Origin of the sequence: Pseudomonas fragi (assembly GCF_002269505.1) — a bacterium.
In the GTDB taxonomy this organism is placed as follows: Bacteria; Pseudomonadota; Gammaproteobacteria; order Pseudomonadales; family Pseudomonadaceae; genus Aquipseudomonas; species Aquipseudomonas fragi_D.
In genome coordinates this window covers 44,705-65,543 of record NZ_NQKQ01000029.1, presented here as the reverse complement: position 1 = coordinate 65,543, position 20,839 = coordinate 44,705, and the positions used below count along the sequence as shown (strand labels likewise).

Below are 20,839 nucleotides of genomic sequence, written 5' to 3'. Positions count from 1 at the left end.
AGGCGGGAATGCCCAGTTTCGTGATTAGCATGCTCAGAAAAATTAACTGACTGTTGCACTTGTTCCTTGAGACCGCCCTTTACAAACAGGTTCGATGCCTTTTTCCAATCCAGGCGCCAGCCTGTTGATCTCGGCCCCAGGCAGTAATGTCGTATCCACCAGCCACATGCTGGAAACTGATCGGGGTTCAACTTTTGGCAATAGCTACAGTGCAATGCAAGGCACCAGTTTTGCTGCGCCTATAGTCTCGGGCATTGTTGCATTAATGCTTCAGGCCAATCCCAACTTGGGATACCGAGATGTTCAGCAGATCTTGGCGCTGTCAGCGCGCAAGATCAATGATCCGTCCACTGTATGGCGTGACAATGGTGCTCGCATCTGGAATGGTGCAGGCATGCACACCAGTAATGATTACGGTTTTGGTCTGGTTGATGCTCGCGCTGCAGTGCGTTTGTCTGAGTCATGGATGTCACAGAGTACAGGTGCCAATGAGTCTGTTTTCAGTACATCGAGCGGCGATCTTGGCAAAAGCCTGGTCTCTGGCGAGACCTTCAAATCAAGCCTGATGATGGATGCTGGCTTGAACATCGAGCATGTCGAAATCGATTTTGGTGCTCAAGTAGGGCGTTTGGGGGATCTGACGCTTAAGCTTGTCTCTCCAGATGGTACGCAAAGCGTGTTGCTCAACCGGCAAGGAAAAGTGCCCGCGGGCATGCCTGGTGCGAATAACGCGGACGTCGGCAGTACCCGGTCAGGTGCATTCAAGTACACGTTTATGAGCACGCATGACTGGGGTGAGCGCTCGGCCGGTGAATGGACGCTTGAAGTAACCGACGCTGCTACAGGGCTTCCCGTAAAACTGAACAGTTGGTCATTACATTTGTACGGCAGCAAGACCACTGCGGACGATACGTACTTTTACACAAACGAGTACATTCAGGCAGTTACTGCACAGGCAAACCGTGGTGTATTGGATGACACCGTGAACGGCACTGCTGGTGGGCGTAATACAATCAATGCTGCGGCAGTATCCGGTGATACGGCGATTAATCTGATAACAGGTGTTGGAAGCATCGGCGGGGCCGCACTGCGGATAAACAGCCCTTCATCTATTCAAAATATTGTGACTGGCGATGGCAATGACACGCTGGTCGCAGGCATTGCAAATGCGTTACTCGATGGTGGTCGGGGCAACAACATCTTGATGGGCGGTGCAGGTAAAGACTTCTTTGTGATCCATCGCCGAGGTAGTGGTAGTGACATTGTGATGAACTACGATGCTGCCTATGGCGAGATCATTAATCTGGTTGGTTTTACCGGCAAGACCTTCGACAATCTGCTCATCACGCAACGTGGCGCTGAGGTCTATGTTGAGCTGGGGGATGCTCAGTCGCTTTTGCTGAAAAATCAGATCGCATCAAAACTCACAGCAGCACACTTCATGTTTCAAGATACATTTGTGGCGCCAGCGGCTTACGTTAACAGCAACGCACCCGGGTTAACTTCTCAAGAAACGCTGGGGATTGTCGTTCTGAACGGTGGTTCCAAGGGCGTCAGTATCACCACGGGGGATGACGGCCGGTTTGTAGCATCCCTGGCCGGTACGGTGTACAGCCACGACAGTGCAAGCTCAGACACTTTTGTGGTCGCCCGGCAGCCGGGGGTAGCCAACTATATGAATGCGCTCAGAGGTTTCAGGCAGGGCATCGATAAAATCGACTTGAGTCAAACGGGCATAACCAGTTTCGAACAACTCGTAATCAGCAAAAGCAATCGTGGGACGATCAACGGGATGTCTCATATTCACGGCATAGAGATCACCACCACAGCGCTTGATCCTGCTGGCGGCAAGGTTCAATTGCTTTATCTGGATGCGTTGGATATTTCCCAACTAAAAAAGACCGATTTTATTTTTTCCAGCCATGCTCTGGAGTTGGTTCCTATCGCGACTGAAGTGGTGAGGCCTGCTTGGTGGCGGCCCGTTGTTGGCGAATCAGGTACGTTGGAGTCCTCTATCAAACGGCCAAATACTGATGTGTCGCCTGCGGTGCTGCGCCCTGTTTCTCCGATACAGCATCCCAAAACACCTACTTTCGAAGAAAGTATGGCAGCCATCAATGATCGTTGGAAAGACAGGGAAATTAAAACCTTTGATGAGATTCTGGCGGAGCGAGGTATTGATTTAAACAAGTTGCATGAGCGACATCAGCCAACTCCCTTTTTGCAAAGGGCCGATAATTTAGTGCAAGCAATGGCAGCATTTGATCCACCTGCTGCCAACTTGACCAGCATCACTGTTCCTGATCCACAGAGCTTCCAACCGGCTCTTGCTGCAAATTGGCGGTAGCGGATATCAAGTGGGTAAGGATGAGGGCGGTCGAGAAACCGCCTTCGATTTCTTGCCAGAATTACTTTGAAAGCCCAATCAAAAAATTTCTCGCTGTTCTTCACCCTTGAACAGGCGTTTTTATTGGCTGCCCCTTCCAGCCAAATACTCCCCAAATCTGTATACTTCCCCTTCGTTCGCGCCAGGGCAATCTGCCACTGACGCTGGACTTATCTCCCGGCACCTGCCGGCCATTGCTGCAAGCACCGGCTCAACGTGCTAGCGCACGCTTTGCCTTTTGACCTGGGACGCCCCTTGCGTTCCGTCACTTGCCAGCCATCACTTTGACAACCCACGGACCGCTGTCCGTTATCGCCTGCCTGTCAGGAAACCCGGGTTGTTGCGCTTGCCGATTCTGGCTTTTCGTTGCGTCTGAAACGACTGTGCGCGTATAAAAAAGGAGAAAGGAATGTTTCAACTTTCCACCTTCACCGTGTTGCTGCTTCTGTTCTGTTTTTATGGCCTGACCTTTCTGGTGTCGTTGCGCGTTGGGCGCAAGGACGAAAATGTCGACGGCTATATGGTTTCCAATAACTCCATCGGCTTTGGCATGTCGGCCGCCAGCATGACGGCGACCTGGATCTGGGCTGCTTCGTTTTACGCCGCCGCCAGTGCGGGCTACAAGTTCGGTATCTCGGGGGCGTTGCATTACGGCTTCTGGGGCGCGCTGATGATCCTGTTTATCTACCCCTTTGGCCGGCGTTTCCGCCAATTGGCGCCCAAGGCCCACACCCTGGCGGAGATCATGCACGCTCGGCACGGGCGCTCCAGCCAGATGATTCTGGCGGGTTCGAATATTGTCGGCAGTCTGATCAGCCTGATGGTCAATTTCACCGCCGCCGGCGCGTTGGTAGCGGTACTTTCGCCACTGAGCTTTACCCATGGCGTACTTATCGCCGGTGTCGGGATTCTGACGTACACCATCTGGTCGGGGTTTCGTTCATCGGTGCTGACTGATTTCGGTCAGCTATTCGCCATGATCTTTGCTGCTGTGGTGATTATTCCGATTATTTTCTTCCAGCTGGGCGGCCCTGAAATCTTCGCCCAGGGCATGCCGAGGATCACCCCCGAGCAAGCCAGCTTCTATTCGAAAACCGCGATTCTGGAGCAGGGCGCCCCTTACTTCGTAGCCGTGCTGGCCTACGCCATTGGTAACCAGACCATCGCCCAGCGCCTGTTTGCGGTGCGTGAAGACTTGATGAAGTCGACATTCGTCACCGCCACCATCGGTTATGCCTCGATTGTGATCGGGCTGGGGATGTTGGGGTTTCTGGCTTTGCTGGCGGGTATCGAACCGCAGGATGGCGACCTCAATAACCTGATCCCGCAAATGGCCTCGACCTACTTGCCGCCGTTTGCAGTGGGGCTGTTTTTCATTATGGTGATCGGTTCGCTGTCGTCTACGGCAGATTCCGATCTGTCCGCCTTGTCGGCGCTGGTGATGACCGATGTCTATGGCAAAAATATTGCCAAGGGCAAACCGAATCCAAAAACCATGTTGTTTGTCGGGCGCCTGACCATGGTGCTGGCAACCATGCTGGCGATGATCTTTGCCAGCATGAAACTCGACATCCTGACCATGCTGATTTTTGTCGGCGCGTTATGGGGCGCCATTGTCTTTCCGGTTATTGCCAGCCTGTATTGGCAGCGGATTACCAACGCTGCCTTTACCAGTGCGGCGATTGCCGGGTTTGTGATGTTCTTGGTCGCCCGCTTCGAACTGCTGCAGATGCAAGGCGCAGTGGCGCTGTTCTTTGAGCTCTGTGCCTCGATCGGTGGCGGGGTGGTGATTGGCCTGATGGCGTTCGGCTTTTTTGGCAAGCGCGTGGGTTTTGTCATGGGGGGGCTGGCGTTCTTGATACTGGCGCCTTTCGCGTTTGGCTTTCTGCGTGATTACCCGGTGTTGCTCAGTTCACTGACCGCCTACGGTGTCAGTACCGTGGTGTGTGTGCTGGTGAGCTTGCTGGCCAATGAAACCTTTGATTTTGACTGCATCAACGAGCGCGTCGTGGCCTTCCACCACAACGTCGAACCTGCCACTGAAAAAGGAGCCACCCCATGTCCAGTTTCGCTTTGACCCTGTATGTCCTGATCTGGCCGGCCATTGCCGGAGCGGTGATGCTGACCCTGTGCGTCAGCCTGTGGCGCGATATGCGCAAGGCTAAACGTGAGGGTACAGACCTGGTCTGACGTTCTTGACCCTGTAGTCGCTGCCGAGGCACGAAGGCTGCGAGCTCTTAATTCGCATCGCTGCAAGCTCAAGGGCTCGCAGCCTTCGTGCCTCGGCAGCGACTACCAGGGCCGCGCGTTTTTTATCTGGATTGTGTAGGGTGCTTCTGATCATTATCAGGAGTCGGTCATGCGCCCATTTGAATTCAAACAAGTTGATGTTTTCAGCAGCATTGCCCTCAAGGGCAACCCGGTGGCCGTGGTGTTGAATGCGGACAGCCTGAGCGATGCGCAAATGGCCGACTTCGCGCGCTGGACCAACCTGAGTGAAACCACCTTTGTACTGAAGCCACAAAGCCCTGAAGCTGATTACCGCCTGCGAATTTTTACCACCCTCAACGAGCTGCCTTTTGCCGGGCATCCCACGCTGGGCAGTTGCCATGCCTGGCTGGAAGCCGGCGGGGTGCCCCGTGGTGAGGAAATTGTGCAGGAGTGTGCGGCAGGGCTGATCCGCATTCGCAGACAGGGCAAGCAACTTGCCTTTACGGCACCGCCGTTGCTGCGCTCGGGTGGCGTCGAGAATGAGTTGCTGCAACGCATCTGCCGTGGCCTGGGCATCGCGCCGCACACTGTCGTGCAGGCCCGCTGGGTCGACAATGGCCCCGGCTGGGTGGCGCTGTTGTTAGGTGATCGCGAGCAGCTACTGGCTTTGAAACCTGACTACGCGCAGTTGTCGGGCTTGGCCATTGGTGTTGTGGCTCCCTGGAGCCCGGAGCGGGACGGTGATGAGGCGCAGTTTGAAGTGCGCGCTTTTGTTGCCGGTGAGGGCATGCCCGAAGACCCGGTGACCGGCAGCCTGAATGCCGGGCTGGCACAGTGGCTGATCGGCGAGGGCCTGGCCCCGTCGCGCTATGTGGCCAGCCAGGGCACCGCCATGGGGCGGGCAGGGCGGGTGTCTATCGAACAGGTTGGCGCAGATATCTGGGTAGGTGGTTCGGCCGTGACCTGTATTTCGGGGCAATTGCAGCTATGAGGCTCAAGCGCCTTTGGCTTTGACGGTGCGCTTGGGCCTGGCCTTGCCCGTCGTGGCCTTGCGTTTTTTCTTCCAGGCCGGCGCAACTCCCGCCGGGCTGGCAGGGCCGCTGATGGTCATGGTCATGGCGCTGCATCGTTCGATATGTTTGCTCATCCAGGCCGCCTGTTTGGCGACGAATATGTCGAGGGTCATTTCGCCGCTTTGCACCATGTCCAGTGCCTGTTCCCAGATGGCCGTAGTGCCGGGGTCGGCGATGGCACGGGGCACGGCGTCGATCAGGCTAAAGGCGGGGGCGGTCGCCGCCAGGGCCTTGCCGTTTTTGCTCAGGTAGCCACGATCGAGCAAGCCCTGGATGATCCCGGCGCGGGTGGCTTCGGTGCCGATACCGGTGGTGTCCTTGAGTTTTTGTTTGAGCAGCGGATCTTGCACCAGCTTGGCAACGTTTTTCATCGCCTTGATCAGGTCGCCTTCGGTGAAGGGCTTGGGTGGCTGGGTCCACAGGTCCTTGAGGTTGACGGCAGCAATCGCGCAATCCAGACCTTCGCGCAATAACGGCAGGGGCTGTGGAGCCGGGGCTTCGCGGCCTTTGGCCGGAGCCAGGGCCTCGGGCAGGGCGCGCTTCCAGCCGGGCTCGACGATCTGCTTGCCGACGGCCCGCAGGTTTTGCCCTGCACAATCAAAATCGGCCTGGGTGCGGTCGTATTCGTGGTTGGGCAGAAACTGCGCCAGGTAACGTGCGCGAATCAGGGTATATACCGCACGATGTTTGCCGCTCAGGCGTTCAATATTTTTCGCAGCAGCTGTAGGAATGATGCCGTGGTGGGCGCTGACTTTGGCGTCGTTCCATGCCCGTGAACGGCGTTGCGGGTCCAGATGGCCGGCCAGTGGCGCGAGTGACGGGTCAGCCTGCTGCAAGGCTGCCAGAATCGAAGTGGCCTCGCTGTGCTGGCTCTGGGGCAGGTAGCCGCAATCACTGCGCGGGTAGGTGACGACCTTGTAGGTTTCGTACAGCGCCTGGGCGACATCTAGGGTTTCCTGAGCGCCGAGGCCGAGTTTTTTTGAGCACACCTCCTGCAGCGTGCCCAGATCGAACGGCAATGGCGCGACTTCGCGCATGCGCTCGGTACGCAGCTTTACCACTCGCGCGCTGCTGGCGCTTTGCATTGCACTTGCGGCCTGTTGGGCATGGGCCTGGTTGAGGCAGCGGTCCTGGTCGTCGCAGGTGTCGGGATCGGCCCGCCATTGCGCGGTGAATAACTGCCCGTCGTGCCTGAGCTGAACGTCTATGGCCCAGTAGGCCACGGGGATAAAGTCGCTGATGCTGCGATCACGGTCGACCACCAGCCGTAGCGTCGGGGTCTGCACCCGGCCCACTGGCAATACGCCTTGATAGCCCGACTGACGGCCTAGCAGGGTGAACAGCCGGCTCATGTTCATGCCGATCAGCCAGTCGGCCCGCGAGCGGCCCAGGGCCGAGTGGTAGAGGTTGAAGGTCTCGCTGCCGGGCTTGAGCGCGGCCAGGGCCTTGCGGATCGACGCGTCGTCCAGGGCCGACAGCCACAGACGCTGGATGGGGCCGCGGTAGCGGCAGTGCTCGACCAGTTCGCGGGCAATCATCTCGCCTTCGCGGTCGGCGTCGGTGGCGATGACCAGTTCTGTGGCTTCGCCGAGCAGGCGCTTGACGGCCTTGAACTGGCTGGCGGTCTTGGGCTTGACGCGCATTTTCCATTTTTCCGGAATGATCGGCAGATCAGCCAGTACCCAGCGCTTGTAGCGTTCGTCGTAGGCGTCGGGCGGGGCGGTTTCCAGCAGGTGGCCGATGCACCAGGTGACGGTGGCATTGGCGCCGACCCAACAGCCATCACCACGTCGGCTGGCACCGAGCACGGCAGCAATATCTTTGGCCTGGGAGGGTTTTTCACACAGAAACAGCCGCATCGCTCAACTCATTCACGCATCGCAGAAGATGCACAGCATGGGCAGAGTCGGGCGCGAGGGCAAGTTTTTTTACTGGTTTTTTGTACAGCTATTACGGGGGGGTAATGCTCTGCCCGTAGTCGCTGCCGAGGAACGAAGGCTGCGAGCTCTTGATTCCCATCGCTGCAAGTTAAAAGCTCGCAGCCTTCGTTCCTCGGCAGCGACTACGGGGCTATTGAGGGTGGTGGAATTATTGCCCGTTATAGATCTGGTCGAACACGCCGCCGTCGTTGAAGTACTTTTTCTGCACGTCGCGCCAGTCGCCGAAGGTTTTTTCAACCGACAGGAAGTCGACTTTCGGGAAGCGGTCGTTGTACTTGGCCAGTATTGCCTGGTCACGCGGGCGCAGGTAGTTCTTGGCCGCGATTTCCTGGCCTTCAGGCGACCACAGGTACTTGAGGTAGGCTTCGGCCGTGGCACGGGTGCCTTTTTTGTCGACCACTTTATCGACCACGCTGACTGGCGGTTCGGCTTCAGCCGATACACTCGGGTAGATCACTTCGAACTGGTCGCGGCCAAATTCCCGGGCGATCATTTCCGCTTCGTTTTCGAAGGTCACCAGCACGTCGCCGATCTGGTTGGTCATAAAGGTGGTGGTCGCTGCACGACCGCCAGTGTCGAGAACCGGGGCCTGCTTGAACAGCTTGGCCACAAAGTCCTTGGCCTTGGTTTCGTCACCGCCATTTTTCAGCACATAGCCCCAGGCCGAAAGGAAGGTGTAGCGGCCGTTACCCGAGGTTTTAGGGTTGGGCACGATTACCTGTACGCCGTCCTTGAGCAGGTCGGGCCAGTCTTTCAGCGCCTTGGGGTTGCCCTTACGCACGATAAACACGGTGGCAGAGGTGAACGGCGCGCTGTTGTCCGGCAGGCGGGTAACCCAGTTTTCCGGGACCAGCTTGCCATTGTCGGCCAGGGCGTTGATATCGGTGGCCATGTTCATGGTAATGACGTCAGCCGGCAGGCCGTCAATCACCGATCGGGCCTGTTTGCTGGAACCGCCGAAAGACATTTGTACGTTGAGCTTTTCGCCGTTGTGCTCTTGCGCCCAGTGCTTCTGGAAGGCCGCGTTGTAGTCTTTGTAGAAATCACGCATCACGTCATAGGACACGTTCAGCAGTGGTGGCGGGGTCGCTGCGTTAGCCACGCTGCCAAGGGCAAGGCCAGCGGCCAGAATTGATGCACCAAAGAGTTTTTTCACTGCGAATTCCTTGTTATAGGGAGCAATAGGGGCATATTGCCAGCAACTATAGCGGCTGACGTATAGTCCTTAAAAGATTAAAAAGTACTGTGGTTATACGTTTTTGGTAAATAGCGCATTACCGCATCGCGAACAAAAAGACGCTGATTGTTCGTGGTTGTTCTTCTTGCACGTGGGGCAGTCATGTTTGAGTTGCTCGCCGCGCATGGCGTTGGCCAGTTCGGCAGTGAAGATGCCGGTGGGCACGGCAATGATCGAGTAACCGGTGATCATCACCATCGCCGAGATCACTTGGCCCAGCACGGTTTTGGGCACTATGTCACCAAAGCCCACAGTCGTCAGCGTGACAATGGCCCAGTAGATACTCACCGGGATGCTGGTAAAGCCGTTTTCCGGCCCTTCGACGACATACATCAGGCTGCCGAATACCGTGACCAGGGTCGAGACGCTGACCAGGAACACGATGATCTTCTGCTTGCTGCCACGCAGGGCTGACAGCAGGTAGTTGGCCTGACTCAGGTAGGGGCGCAGCTTGAGGATACGAAAAATCCGCAACATTCGGATGATGCGGATGATCAGCAGGTACTGCGCGTCGCTGTAATAGATCGCCAGAATTCCCGGCACGATGGCCAGCAGATCCACCAGGCCGTAGAAGCTGAAGGCGTAACGCATCGGTTTGGGCGAGCAATACAGACGCAGGCCGTATTCGACGGCGAATACAAAGGTGAACCCCCACTCGATATAGGCCAGCATTTTGGCGTAGTCGCGGTGGATGCTGTTGATGCTGTCGAGTACCACGACCACCAGGCTGCACAGGATGATCAGCAGCAAAGCCGTATCGAAGCGTCGCCCCGCAGGTGTGTCGGCCTGAAAGACCATCACATACAGGCGTTGGCGCCAGTCATTGTTATTCATGCAGGTTGCTCGATGCCCAAATGTCAGAAGGTTCGAGTATTAACGCTCAATGCGCAACCTGCATTGTTCTTGTGCGGGGCGCAGGATGCGCACACTGGCGTGCACCAGCCAGCAACCGAGAATAAAAGGTGCGGTCAGGGGCGCCAGGCCCAGGGCAATAAAGCCCGGTGTGATCAGCAAGGTCACAATGATGCCCGCCACGGGAAGCCAGGGCCGGCGTGGTTGCTGGCTCAAGGCCAGAGCGGCGAGGGCCGGGTTGTAGCCGGCCAGGCCGTCCAGGGCGGCGGCGGTGTCTTGTTGATACAGGCCAAACAGCATGCCGGCCAGTGAGCCGGTGATGGCCCAAAGCGCCGCCCGCCAACTGCTGAGCCACAGGCCGATAACGATCAATAGCCCGGCCAGCGGGTGTGGCAGCAGCATGACCTGAGCAATGCCCTTGAGCAGCCCCGGTACCAGCGTGAGGCCATTAACTGCCTGGGTGTGCTCCAAGGCTTGTGCAGGCGGGTTGGTCAGGCGCAGCAGGATCCAGCCAATACCCACAAACGGCGTGGTATAGGCCAGCAGGCTTTGCCCGTGGCTGGCGCGCTTGAGCCACTGGTGCACGAGCATGGTACTCAGCCCGGCACTGGCAATGATCAGCAGGGGCAGCAGGGCCGACCATTCAAGCTGGTGGCTTAGCAGCAGCCCCAGCAAGATGCCGTTGTAGCTGTAGAGGCCCGCCTGGCGCTCGGCCTTGGGGTAGTCGCGCCGTTGCGCGGTGAGGAGCCCGGCAATACCGCCAAGCAAGGCGCCACCGAGCAGGGTGGGGGCACTGATCAGGATGGCCAGCAGACACAGTACACCGCACAGAGGATGACGCTGGAGGAAGATCTGGCTGAACCCGGCGCACAGGGCCGTCGCCCAGTCGGGGCAGGGGTTTGAACTCATGACTGTTACCTGGTAGTCGCTGGCCGAGGCACGAAGGCTGCGAGCTCTTGATTGGCTCCCTGCATGATCAAGAACTCGCAGCCTTCGTGCCTCGGCAGCGACTACAGGTAGTACGGTCTCCCCACGAAGGGGAGACCGGTGGGCTTACTTGTCGCGAATCGAGAAGTTGGCCATGTGCTCCAGGCCCTTGATCAGCGCCGAGTGGTCCCAGTTGCTGCCACCGATGGCCGCACAGGTGCTGAACACTTGCTGGGCATTGGCGGTGTTGGGCAGATTGATCCCCAGTTCGCGAGCACCGGCCAGGGCCAGGTTGAGGTCTTTCTGGTGCAGGCTGATACGGAAGCCCGGGTCGAAAGTGCCCTTGATCATGCGCTCGCCGTGCACTTCGAGGATTTTTGAGGAAGCAAATCCGCCCATCAGCGCTTCGCGAACCTTGGCCGGGTCAGCGCCGTTTTTCGCAGCAAACACCAGAGCTTCAGCCACGGCCTGAATATTCAGGGCGACGATAATCTGGTTGGCCACCTTGGCGGTTTGGCCGTCGCCATTGCCGCCGACCAGGGTGATGTTCTTGCCCATGCTCTGCAGCAGGGGCAGGGCGCGGGCGAAAGTTTTTTCGTCACCGCCGACCATGATGCTGAGGGTGCCGGCCTTGGCGCCGACTTCACCGCCGGATACCGGCGCGTCGAGGTACTGCGCACCCTTGGCATTGATTTTTTCAGCGAAAGCTTTGGTCGCGGTAGGGGAGATCGAGCTCATGTCGATCACCACCTTGTTCGGGCTCAGGCCCGCGGCGATACCGTCTTCACGAAACAGCACGTCCTCGACCTGAGGGGTGTCCGGCACCATGACGATGATGAATTCGGCTTCCTGGGCCACTTCGCGCGGGCTGGCCAGGGCGATTGCGCCGGCGGCTACCAGGTCGGCCGGTGCGGCGCCGTGGTGGGTCGACAGAAACAGGCTGTGCCCGGCCTTCTGCAGGTTGCTGGCCATGGGTGAGCCCATGATGCCGGTGCCGATAAATCCGATTTTAGCCATGACAAATCCTCTTGTTTTTATTTAAGGCAATTACACCGCGTTGTGGGTCTTGAGCCATACAAGACCGGCTTCGGTGCTGGTCAGCGGCTTGTACTCACAGCCAACCCAACCCTGATAGCCGATGCGGTCGAGGTGGTCGAACAGGAAGCGGTAGTTGATTTCGCCGGTGCCCGGTTCGTGGCGGCCCGGGTTGTCAGCCAGCTGGATATGGTTGATCTGGGGCAGATGGGTTTGCATGGTGCGGGCCAGATCGCCCTCCATGATTTGCATATGGTAGATGTCGTATTGCAGGAACAGGTTGGGGCTGCCGACCTTTTCCTGGATCGCCAGGGCCTGCTGGGTGTTGTTGAGATAGAAGCCTGGAATGTCGAGGGTGTTGATAGACTCCATCACCAGCTTGATGCCCACCGCCTGTAGCTTGTCGGCGGCATATTTGAGGTTGGCGACGAAGGTGTTTTCGACCGTGGCGTCGTCCACGCCCTGGGGGCGGATGCCTGCCAGGCAGTTGATCTGGTCGTTGCCCAGTACTTTCGCGTAGGCAATGGCCAGGTCGACCCCGGCGCGGAACTCTTCAACCCGGTCCGGCAGGCAGGCAATCCCGCGCTCGCCCTTGGCCCAGTCACCGGCCGGCAGGTTGAACAGCACCTGGGTCAGTTTGTTGGCTTCGAGCTGAGCCTTGATGTCGGCCGAGTTGTAGTCGTAGGGGAACAGGTATTCAACGCCATGAAAACCAGCGTTGGCAGCCGCTTGAAAACGGACAAGGAAATCCTGTTCGGTGAACAGCATGGACAGGTTGGCGGCAAAACGCGGCATGGTGGACTCCTGTGGTTCCCTCTCCCGTGGGAGAGGGCGAAGTAAGGGCTATTGATTAATCCAGCATCGAAATGGCGGTCGGTGCATCGTTACCCACCAGCGCCAGGTCTTCAAACTCATTTACGGCGTTGATTTCGGTGCCCATCGAGATATTGGTCACGCGTTCCAGAATAATTTCCACGATGACCGGTACGCGGAATTCCTTGATCAGCTCCTGGGCCTTGCGCAGGGCAGGCTGAATTTCACTCGGTTCGAACACGCGCAATGCCTTGCAACCCAGGCCTTCGGCGACCGCAACGTGGTCGACACCGTAGCCATTGAGTTCGGGTGCATTGAGGTTGTCGAAAGACAGCTGCACGCAGTAGTCCATTTCAAACCCGCGTTGTGCCTGACGGATAAGTCCCAGGTAGGAGTTGTTCACCACGACGTGGATATACGGCAGGTTGAACTGTGCGCCCACGGCCAGTTCTTCAATCATGAACTGGAAGTCGTAGTCACCCGACAACGCCACCACATTGCGGCTAGGGTCGGCCTTGACCACCCCCAGTGCTGCCGGGATGGTCCAGCCCAACGGGCCAGCCTGGCCGCAGTTGATCCAGTGACGCGGCTTGTAAACGTGCAGGAATTGCGCGCCGGCAATCTGCGACAAACCAATGGTGCTGACATAGCAGGTGTCTTTGCCGAACACCTGGTTCATCTCTTCGTACACGCGCTGCGGCTTGACCGGCACGTTGTCGAAGTGGGTCTTGCGCTGCATCGTGGCTTTGCGTTGCTGGCAGTCTTGCAGCCAGGCGCTGCGGTCTTTCAGCTTGCCGGCGGCTTTCCATTCGCGGGCCACTTCAAGGAACACCTTGAGCGCAGCACCGGCGTCGGAAACGATGCCCAGATCCGGGTTGAACACCCGGCCGATCTGGGTCGGTTCGATATCCACGTGAATGAACTTGCGGCCTTCGGTATAGACATCCACCGAACCGGTATGGCGGTTGGCCCAGCGGTTGCCGATGCCCAGCACCACATCGGATTTGAGCAGGGTGGCGTTGCCGTAGCGGTGCGAGGTTTGCAGGCCGACCATGCCCACCATCAGCGGGTGGTCATCGGCGATGGTGCCCCAGCCCATCAGGGTCGGGATCACCGGGATGCCGGTCAGTTCGGCGAATTCCACCAGCAGGTCGCTGGCGTCGGCATTGATCACGCCGCCACCGCTGACCAGCAGCGGACGTTCGGCCTGATCGAGCATGGCCAGGGCTTTTTCGGCCTGCAGCCGGTTGGCCGTGGGTTTGGCCAGTGGCAACGGTTCGTAGGCTTCGATATCGAATTCGATTTCAGCCATCTGCACGTCGAACGGCAAATCGATCAGCACCGGGCCAGGGCGCCCGGAACGCATTTCGTAAAAGGCTTTCTGGAAGGCGTAAGGCACCTGGCCCGGCTCCATCACCGTGGTTGACCACTTGGTGACGGGCTTGACGATGGTGGTGATATCGACTGCCTGGAAATCTTCTTTATGCATGCGTGCCCGTGGGGCCTGGCCAGTGATGCACAGGATCGGGATCGAGTCGGCCGAAGCGCTGTACAGGCCCGTCACCATGTCGGTGCCTGCCGGGCCCGAAGTACCGATGCACACACCGATATTGCCAGCCTTGGTGCGGGTGTAGCCCTCGGCCATGTGCGAGGCGCCTTCGACGTGGCGAGCAAGGACGTGATCGATGCCACCGACCTTTTGCAAGGCCGAGTACAGCGGGTTGATGGCGGCACCCGGGATACCGAATGCGGTATCGACACCTTCGCGACGCATCACCAGAACGGCGGCTTCGATTGCTCTCATTTTGCTCATTGTTTTGTGCCTCTTACGTTTTGTAATTGTATACAAGTGGCTGTTGAGCGAGTGTATTCATCCTCTGCTGTGCAGGTCAATGGCTTTTATCGAATCAGTGACTGCAGAGTCGAAAGCCCTGTATTTGGGCGGTAGCGTCGATATTTAATTTTTGAGCAGCTAAAAATTGTATACAAAGTGCATTTGTATTGTGTTCTATTGTTGTTATCCGGTGCGCCTTTCGAGGTGTGCAGAAGGCTTTCCATAACAAGATAAGGATGGCAACCATGAGTGCTTTAACCTTGAAAGTCGCTTTAGAACTGACTGCTCAGGCCTTGAGCGTCGGGCGTCAGATCAGTGCCGCACCGCTGACGGTGGCGGTGCTCGACAGTGGCGGGCATTTGCTGGCGTTGCAGCGCGAAGACGGGGCCAGTTTGCTGCGTCCCAGCATCGCGATAGGTAAGGCCTGGGGCGCGATTGCGCTGGGCAAGGGTTCGCGTTTGCTGGCGCTGGATGCGCAACAGCGTCCGGCATTCTTCGCCGCACTTAACGGTATGGGGCAGAGCGATGTAGTACCGGCGCCTGGGGGGGTGTTGATTCGTGATGAGGCGGGGCAGGTGATCGGCGCAGTGGGTATCAGCGGTGATACCTCGGACATCGACGAGCAATGTGCGATCAGTGCGATCGAGGTATTGGGCTTGCGGGCGGATGCGGGGGTGGCGGTTTGATTTGGGCTGAGTGATTGACCGCCTTCGCGAGCAGGCTCGCTCCCACAGATTGCGAGCAGGGTGGGAGCGAGCCTGCTCGCGAATGTCCCGGCGCGGTTTACCGGTCCGGTTCGCAGCCCTTGAGCACCAACCGGATGATGGTCTGTGTAGCCGCTTCGTAGTCGCTGTCGTCGAGCTTTGCCTTGCCGGTAATGGCCGAGATCTGCCAGTCAAAGTCGGCGTAGGTCTGGGTCGCGGCCCAGATGCTGAACATCAGGTGATGGGGGTCAATGGCGGCAATCTGGCCACGGTCGATCCAGGTCTGGATGCAGGCGATATTGTGCTGGGCCTGGCCGTTGAGCTGTTCGACCTGTTTTTCGCTCAGGTGCGGGGCGCCGTGCATGATTTCACTGGCAAACACCTTTGAAGCAAACGGCAGGTCACGCGATATAAGGATTTTTGAGCGGATATAGTTGCTCAGCACTTCGTTGGGTTCGCCATCGGCATTGAACGGCGTCGATGCCCGCAGAATTGGCTCGATAATGCTTTCAAGCACCTCGCGATAGAGGTTTTCCTTGGATTTGAAGTAGTAGTAGACGTTGGGCTTGGGCACGCCGGCCTTGGCCGCGATGTCGCTGGTTTTGCTGGCGGCGAAACCCTTGTCAGCGAATTCTTCGCTGGCGGCACGCAAAATCAGTTCTTTATTACGCTCGCGGATACTGCTCATAAACCCGATATGTCCTTGCCTGCTGGGGCGGTGGGGCATGGTAGCACCGGGCTTGCAAGCGGCTCAAGATTGCAGCTTTCAGGCCGGCACGCGCTATGCTTGTGGCCATTCAATCTTAAAGGACGTTTTCTTATGGCTGGCAGTAGCCTGCTGATGTTGCTCGACGATATCGCCGCCGTGCTCGATGACGTCGCTCTGATGACTAAAGTGGCCGCCAAAAAAACCGCCGGCGTGCTGGGTGACGACCTTGCACTCAATGCCCAGCAGGTCTCGGGCGTGCGCGCCGACCGTGAGTTGCCGGTGGTGTGGGCCGTGGCCAAGGGTTCGTTTCGCAACAAGGCGATTTTGGTCCCTGCAGCGCTGGCCATCAGTGCCTTCGCGCCGTGGGCGGTAACGCCGCTGCTGATGGTGGGCGGCGCTTATCTGTGTTTCGAAGGGTTCGAGAAGGTCGCCCACAGTCTGACCCACAATAAGGCCGACGCTCAAAGCCAGCGCAAGGCCTTGCAGGAGTCCCTGGCGGGTGCTGAAGTCGATCTGGCAGCGTTTGAAAAGGACAAGGTCAAGGGTGCCATTCGTACGGACTTTATCCTGTCCGCCGAAATTATTGCCATCACTCTGGGGATCGTCTCCGACTCACCGCTGATGCAGCAAGTGGTGGTGCTGTCGGGCATTGCCATTGTGATGACGGTCGGGGTGTATGGCGTGGTAGGCGGCATCGTCAAACTCGACGATGGCGGGCTGTACCTGAGCAAAAAAACCGGCGACGGGGCCTGGCCACGGTTCCAGCGCAGTTTTGGCCGTGGCGTGTTGAATGCCGCCCCGTACATGATGAAAAGCCTGACCGTGATTGGCACGGCGGCCATGTTTATGGTCGGCGGCGGTATCCTCACCCACGGCGTACCGCCGTTGCATCACTGGGTTGAAGGCGTGGCACAAGGCAGCGCGCAATGGCTGGGCGTGGTCTCGGCCATCGTGCCGACCCTGCTCAACGCCGTCGCCGGCATCATTGCCGGTGCGGTGGTGCTGGCGGTGGTGTCCGCTGCAAGCAAGGTCTGGCACGCCATCAAGGCTTAGGCGCAGGCGGCGCGGGGCAGGGTGCTGTCTTGCAGCAGGCGGTAGCCGAGCACGGCGAACAGCAACATGATGCCGCCAGCTGCCAACGACACGGTAAAGCCGGCCTGGGCGCCGTACGCGTCCACCACCCAGCCGCCGAGTACCGCACCCAGGGCCACGCCCATGCCCAGACCGGTGATCATCCAGGTCAGGCCTTCGGTCAGCTTGGCGGGCGGGACGATGTTTTCCACCAGGCCCATGGCGGTGATCAGAGTTGGCGCGAAAAACAGCCCGGCGATCAGCATGCCCACGGCCAGGGTGGCGATGCTGTCGGCCCACAGCAGCGGTACCATCGTGATTGACGTGGCCAGGGCACCGAGCACAAACAGCCTGGGCAGTGGCATGTTCAACTTGAGCATGCCGAACACCAGCCCGGCAGCGCACGATCCCAAGGCGTACATCGACAGCACAATGCTTGCGGCAGCCGGTTGGCCCTGATGCTGGGCAAAGGCCACGCTGACCACATCCACCGTACCGACAATCGTGCCCAGCCCAAGCAGGGCCAGCAGCAACACCACCACGGCGCCCTGGCGCAAAACCGTGCCCTGGTGTTCGCTGCTACGCGGGTGTACCGGTGGTTCGGTGCTGCGTTGCAGCACAAACACACTGACGCCAATGGCCAGCAGGATGGCTGCCGCCAGTGGCCCTGCCTGGGGGAACAACGCGACGCTCAGGCCCACGGAAATCGGTGGGCCGATAATGAAGCTCACCTCATCGAGTACCGACTCGAATGAAAACGCCGTATGCAGTTTGGGCGAGCCGCGGTACAGCTCGGTCCAGCGTGCCCGCACCATCGCCGACATGCTGGGCATGCAGCCCGACAGTGCGGCGAATACAAACAGCGTCCAGTCCGGCGCGCCAAAATGGCTGCACAGCAGCAGGGCCAGCAGACCGCTGACGCCAATGGCAGTGACGCCGGGCAGGATGCGGCTCTGGCCGTAGCGGTCGACCCAGCGTGAAATTTGCGGTGCCAGCAGGGCCGTGGCCAGGGCAAAGGTGGCTGCTACGCCGCCGGCGAGCCAATAGGAGCCTTGCAATTGCGCCAGCATGGTGATGATGCCGATGCCGACCATTGAGATCGGCATCCGCGCGATCAGGCCCGCACCGCTGAAAGCCTTGGTGCCGGGGGCGCTGAAAATCTCGCGATAGGGGTTGGCCATACAAGCTCCGGAACATTGGGTGGACACAATTTGATTCTGTAGTCGCTGCCGCAGGCTGCGAAGGGTTGCTCTGCAACCCGTTTTCCAAAACGCCCCGCAGCTCCCTTCGCAGCCTGCGGCAGCGACTACAGGTTTTTCGTGAATGCTACATACGCGGCGTATGTAGAAATATACGCATACAGGGCGTATGTCAATTAACATACGTCGCGTATCCAAAAATAAAGGTGACAGGCATGGCGCCCAAAGCTCGGTCGCAGATGATTGAAGAAACCCGTGGCAAGCTGCTCGAAGCGGCCCGTCTGGCTTTCAGTTCAGTGGGTTATGCGCAGACGTCGATGGACGAATTGACCGCCTCGGTGGGGCTGACCCGTGGCGCGCTGTATCACCATTTTGGTGACAAGAAAGGCTTGTTCAAGGCCGTGGCCCAACAGATCGATGCCGAGCTGGATGCGCAGCTGGCGCAGGTGCTTGAGCAGGCAGAGAGCCTGTGGCAAGGCTTTCAGGATCAGTGCCGGCTGTATCTGGAAATGGCCCTGCAAGTCGAAGTGCAGCGCATTCTGTTGCGTGATGCGCCTTCGGTGCTGGGTTCGCAATACGTGCAGAACACCCAGTCGGTGTGCTGCCTGTCGATGGCATCGATGCTGCAAAGCCTGATGGACACCGATGTGATTCAACGCACCGATCCCGAGGCGCTGGCGCGTCTGATTCAGGGCGGGTTGATGGATGCGTCGTTCTGGATTGCCGAAGCGCAAAACCCGCCGCAGCGTCTGGCGGCTGCGCTGGATAGCCTGGACCTGATGCTGCGGGGGTTGCTGCGAGTGCCCCAGACGCGTTGAAGCGCCCGGGGCGGTGCATCAGAAGTGGTACTTGACCAGCAGGCTGGTGGTGTTCTGATTGGTTTTGAATGCGCCGCTGTCTTCGATGCCGTACTTGTTTTTCCAGTAGTCGTATTCCACACCGACGTACAGTTGCTTGGCGCTCCAGCTCAGTGCCTTGCCCAAGTCGTATTTGACCTGCGGGTTGAAGTGCAGGTTGGCGTGGTAGGTGCCGCGGGAGTTCTCGTCGTTGTCGACCACCCAGTCCATGTAGCCGTCGATCAGCACATCGGAGTTGCCCAGGGGCAGGGTGTAGGACCACACCGGGGTGATCTGCCACACGCCTCGGCCGGCACGGCTGCCTTCCGGGAAGCGCTGGTAGAAGTTCAACTGGAAGTAGTCAAAGCCTGGCACGTTCAGGTCGAAACCCGGGCCGATCAGGTAGGCGTCGGTGTCGCCTTCGCCAAACTCGTAAGTCATGGCCAGCAGCACGTCTTTGATCGGGCCGAATTCAAACTTCTGGTCGAAGATCTTGCCGAACGACAAACGTGGGGTGAATTCACCGTAATAGGTGTTCGGGCCAACGTTGCCGTCTTTCTTGCCGTTGTAAAAGATACGGTCAAGGAAGAAGAAGTTGTCGCCGTACTTCCAGCTGTCAGCATGCTCGAAGGTCATGGTTTGCTGAATTTTCGGATTGACCTGGAAGTCCTTGCCGTACAAGTAAGTCAGGCTGTTGGTTTGCCATTGCAGCAGGTCGCCGGCAACTGCCGGAGCCCCGCCCAGCATGCTCCCCGCAAGCATCAGGCCGGTAAGTGTGCGCTTCATTCGGTTAGCTCCAAAAAATAAAAGTTGTGCAGTAGTGCGAACGTGGCGCTCTGTTGTGGCGCCTTGGTTCATGATTTTAAAAGTTGCCTTTATGGTCAGCTTTAGTGCTTTTGCAAGTTCGGGGCCATACCTGTTTTATAGCCATTAATAAACCCTCGACTGCGCGTTGGCAGTTGAGTGCAGGTGGCGACAGGCAGGCCGTAAACCTTTGATATAAAGGCAAAAGTTGGCTTTAAAGTCAGCTTTGAAAAACGTCGCGTTTAAGCGGGCGCGCAGGATACGGGCTCTGGCGTTTGCACTCAAGTGCTCTGTTAAAGCCCAGGGCGAGCAATAACAGAGCATGCACAGTAACGAGCTTAGAAGTGGACTTTGATCAGGGCGCTGGCGGTGTTCTGGTTGGTGTCCAGGCGGCTGCTGCTTTCGATGCCGTACTTGTCCTTCCAGTAGCTGTATTCAATCCCGACATACAGCTGTTTCTCACCCAGGTTCAGGGCCTTGCCCAGGTCATATTTGATCTGCGGGTTGAAGTGCAGGTTGGAATGGTAGGTGCCGCGTGAGTTCTGGTCGTTGTCGACCACCCAGTCCATATAGCCGTCGATCAGCACATTGGAGCGGCCCACGGGAATGGTGTAGGAAAACGACGGAGTGATCTGCCAGACCCCGGTGCCAGGGCGCGGCCCCTCGGTATGGCGGCGATAGAAATTAAGGGTGAAATAGTTGAAGCCGGGCACCGCCAGATCAAACCCGGGGCCAATCAGGTAGGCCTCGCTGTCGCCTTCGCCGTACTCGTAGGTCATGGCCAGCAGCACGTCCTTGATCGGGCCGTATTCGAATTTGCGGTCGAAAATCTTGCCAAACGACAGGCGCGGGCTGAACTCACCGTAATAGGTGTGCGGGCCTTTGTTGGGGTCATCCTTGCCGTTGTAGAAAATGCGGTCGACAAACAGGAAGTTGTCGCCGTATTTCCACTTGTCGGCATGTTCGAAAGTGACGGTTTGCTGGATCGACGGGTTGATCGCGAAATTCTTGCCGTATAGGTAGGTCAGGCTGTTGGTTTGCCACAAAAACAGATCGCCGGCCATTGTCTGGCTGGCAGCCAAAAGTCCACCTGCGAGCGTGACGCCCCAGTGTTTGCAGTTCATGGGTAACTCCCTTTTTATTGTTTTTGTAAAGCGAGAGCCCCTCTCCCTAGCCATCTCCCGGAGGGAGAGGGGATTGGTCGTGCG

At 58.2% G+C, this 20,839-nt stretch carries 18 protein-coding genes; 7 read left to right on the top strand and 11 right to left on the bottom strand.

Features of this window, described 5'->3' with window-relative positions; genetic code table 11:
- Positions 1–94: 94 nt before the first annotated feature.
- The 4 genes from CJU81_RS20505 to CJU81_RS20495 all read left to right on the top strand — a co-directional run bounded on the left by CJU81_RS20505 (position 95) and on the right by CJU81_RS20495 (position 5,588).
- On the top strand, positions 95–2,347 hold the full coding sequence (locus CJU81_RS20505; protein WP_254924899.1) for a proprotein convertase P-domain-containing protein: 2,253 nt from the start codon (positions 95–97) through the stop codon (positions 2,345–2,347).
- Positions 2,348–2,795: 448 nt separating this feature from the next.
- Complete coding sequence (locus tag CJU81_RS20500; protein WP_095038019.1) at positions 2,796–4,463, top strand: sodium:solute symporter family protein; 1,668 nt, start codon at positions 2,796–2,798, stop codon at positions 4,461–4,463.
- Positions 4,445–4,576: a putative transporter small subunit gene (locus CJU81_RS24170; protein ID WP_016781520.1), complete on the top strand. Its 132-nt coding sequence runs from the start codon at positions 4,445–4,447 to the stop codon at positions 4,574–4,576. Before CJU81_RS20500 ends, CJU81_RS24170 begins: the two co-directional genes overlap by 19 nt.
- A gap of 169 nt (positions 4,577–4,745) precedes the next feature.
- Positions 4,746–5,588, top strand: a complete 843-nt coding sequence (locus tag CJU81_RS20495) for a PhzF family phenazine biosynthesis protein (protein WP_095038018.1) — start codon at positions 4,746–4,748, stop codon at positions 5,586–5,588.
- Between the two features lie 3 nt (positions 5,589–5,591).
- On the opposite strand, the gene CJU81_RS20490 is transcribed toward CJU81_RS20495, so the two are convergent.
- The 7 genes from CJU81_RS20490 to gcl all read right to left on the bottom strand — a co-directional run bounded on the left by CJU81_RS20490 (position 5,592) and on the right by gcl (position 14,287).
- On the bottom strand, positions 5,592–7,529 hold the full coding sequence (locus CJU81_RS20490) for a DNA topoisomerase III (protein ID WP_095038017.1): 1,938 nt from the start codon (positions 7,527–7,529) through the stop codon (positions 5,592–5,594).
- Between the two features lie 229 nt (positions 7,530–7,758).
- The gene (locus CJU81_RS20485) at positions 7,759–8,766 is read right to left on the bottom strand and encodes a sulfate ABC transporter substrate-binding protein (protein ID WP_095038016.1); all 1,008 of its coding nucleotides are present in this window, start codon (positions 8,764–8,766) and stop codon (positions 7,759–7,761) included.
- A 93-nt stretch (positions 8,767–8,859) separates the two neighbouring features.
- A complete protein-coding gene (locus CJU81_RS20480) occupies positions 8,860–9,681 on the bottom strand; it encodes an ion transporter (protein ID WP_095038015.1) in 822 nt (273 codons plus the stop codon).
- A 39-nt stretch (positions 9,682–9,720) separates the two neighbouring features.
- Positions 9,721–10,608: an urea transporter gene (locus CJU81_RS20475; protein WP_095038014.1), complete on the bottom strand. Its 888-nt coding sequence runs from the start codon at positions 10,606–10,608 to the stop codon at positions 9,721–9,723.
- 144 nt (positions 10,609–10,752) lie between these two features.
- Positions 10,753–11,643: a 2-hydroxy-3-oxopropionate reductase gene (locus tag CJU81_RS20470; protein ID WP_083369559.1), complete on the bottom strand. Its 891-nt coding sequence runs from the start codon at positions 11,641–11,643 to the stop codon at positions 10,753–10,755.
- A gap of 30 nt (positions 11,644–11,673) precedes the next feature.
- A complete protein-coding gene (gene hyi / locus CJU81_RS20465) occupies positions 11,674–12,456 on the bottom strand; it encodes a hydroxypyruvate isomerase (protein ID WP_095038013.1) in 783 nt (260 codons plus the stop codon).
- Between the two features lie 55 nt (positions 12,457–12,511).
- Entirely contained in the window at positions 12,512–14,287 is a 1,776-nt protein-coding gene (gcl, locus tag CJU81_RS20460; protein ID WP_095038012.1) for a glyoxylate carboligase, read from the bottom strand.
- A 266-nt stretch (positions 14,288–14,553) separates the two neighbouring features.
- Here gcl and CJU81_RS20455 point away from each other — a divergent pair, with 266 nt between their 5' ends.
- Entirely contained in the window at positions 14,554–14,994 is a 441-nt protein-coding gene (locus tag CJU81_RS20455; RefSeq protein WP_095038011.1) for a GlcG/HbpS family heme-binding protein, read from the top strand.
- 97 nt (positions 14,995–15,091) lie between these two features.
- Here CJU81_RS20455 and CJU81_RS20450 read toward each other — a convergent pair whose 3' ends face one another.
- Positions 15,092–15,700 carry a TetR/AcrR family transcriptional regulator gene (locus tag CJU81_RS20450; protein WP_095038010.1) on the bottom strand — a complete coding sequence of 203 codons (609 nt, stop codon included), beginning with the start codon at positions 15,698–15,700 and terminating at the stop codon, positions 15,092–15,094.
- Between the two features lie 132 nt (positions 15,701–15,832).
- Here CJU81_RS20450 and CJU81_RS20445 point away from each other — a divergent pair, with 132 nt between their 5' ends.
- Complete coding sequence (locus CJU81_RS20445; protein WP_095038009.1) at positions 15,833–16,774, top strand: DUF808 domain-containing protein; 942 nt, start codon at positions 15,833–15,835, stop codon at positions 16,772–16,774.
- Here CJU81_RS20445 and CJU81_RS20440 read toward each other — a convergent pair.
- The gene (locus CJU81_RS20440; protein ID WP_095038008.1) at positions 16,771–17,973 is read right to left on the bottom strand and encodes an MFS transporter; all 1,203 of its coding nucleotides are present in this window, start codon (positions 17,971–17,973) and stop codon (positions 16,771–16,773) included. The genes CJU81_RS20445 and CJU81_RS20440 overlap by 4 nt on opposite strands.
- A gap of 233 nt (positions 17,974–18,206) precedes the next feature.
- Here CJU81_RS20440 and CJU81_RS20435 point away from each other — a divergent pair, with 233 nt between their 5' ends.
- The gene (locus CJU81_RS20435; RefSeq protein ID WP_095038007.1) at positions 18,207–18,809 is read left to right on the top strand and encodes a TetR/AcrR family transcriptional regulator; all 603 of its coding nucleotides are present in this window, start codon (positions 18,207–18,209) and stop codon (positions 18,807–18,809) included.
- An 18-nt stretch (positions 18,810–18,827) separates the two neighbouring features.
- Here the strand turns inward: CJU81_RS20435 and CJU81_RS20430 are convergent, their stop codons facing one another.
- Positions 18,828–19,613, bottom strand: coding sequence for an outer membrane protein OmpK (locus CJU81_RS20430; protein WP_095028689.1), 786 nt, complete (start codon positions 19,611–19,613; stop codon positions 18,828–18,830).
- Between the two features lie 356 nt (positions 19,614–19,969).
- Entirely contained in the window at positions 19,970–20,755 is a 786-nt protein-coding gene (locus tag CJU81_RS20425; RefSeq protein WP_095028688.1) for an outer membrane protein OmpK, read from the bottom strand.
- Between the last annotated feature and the right edge of the window lie 84 nt (positions 20,756–20,839).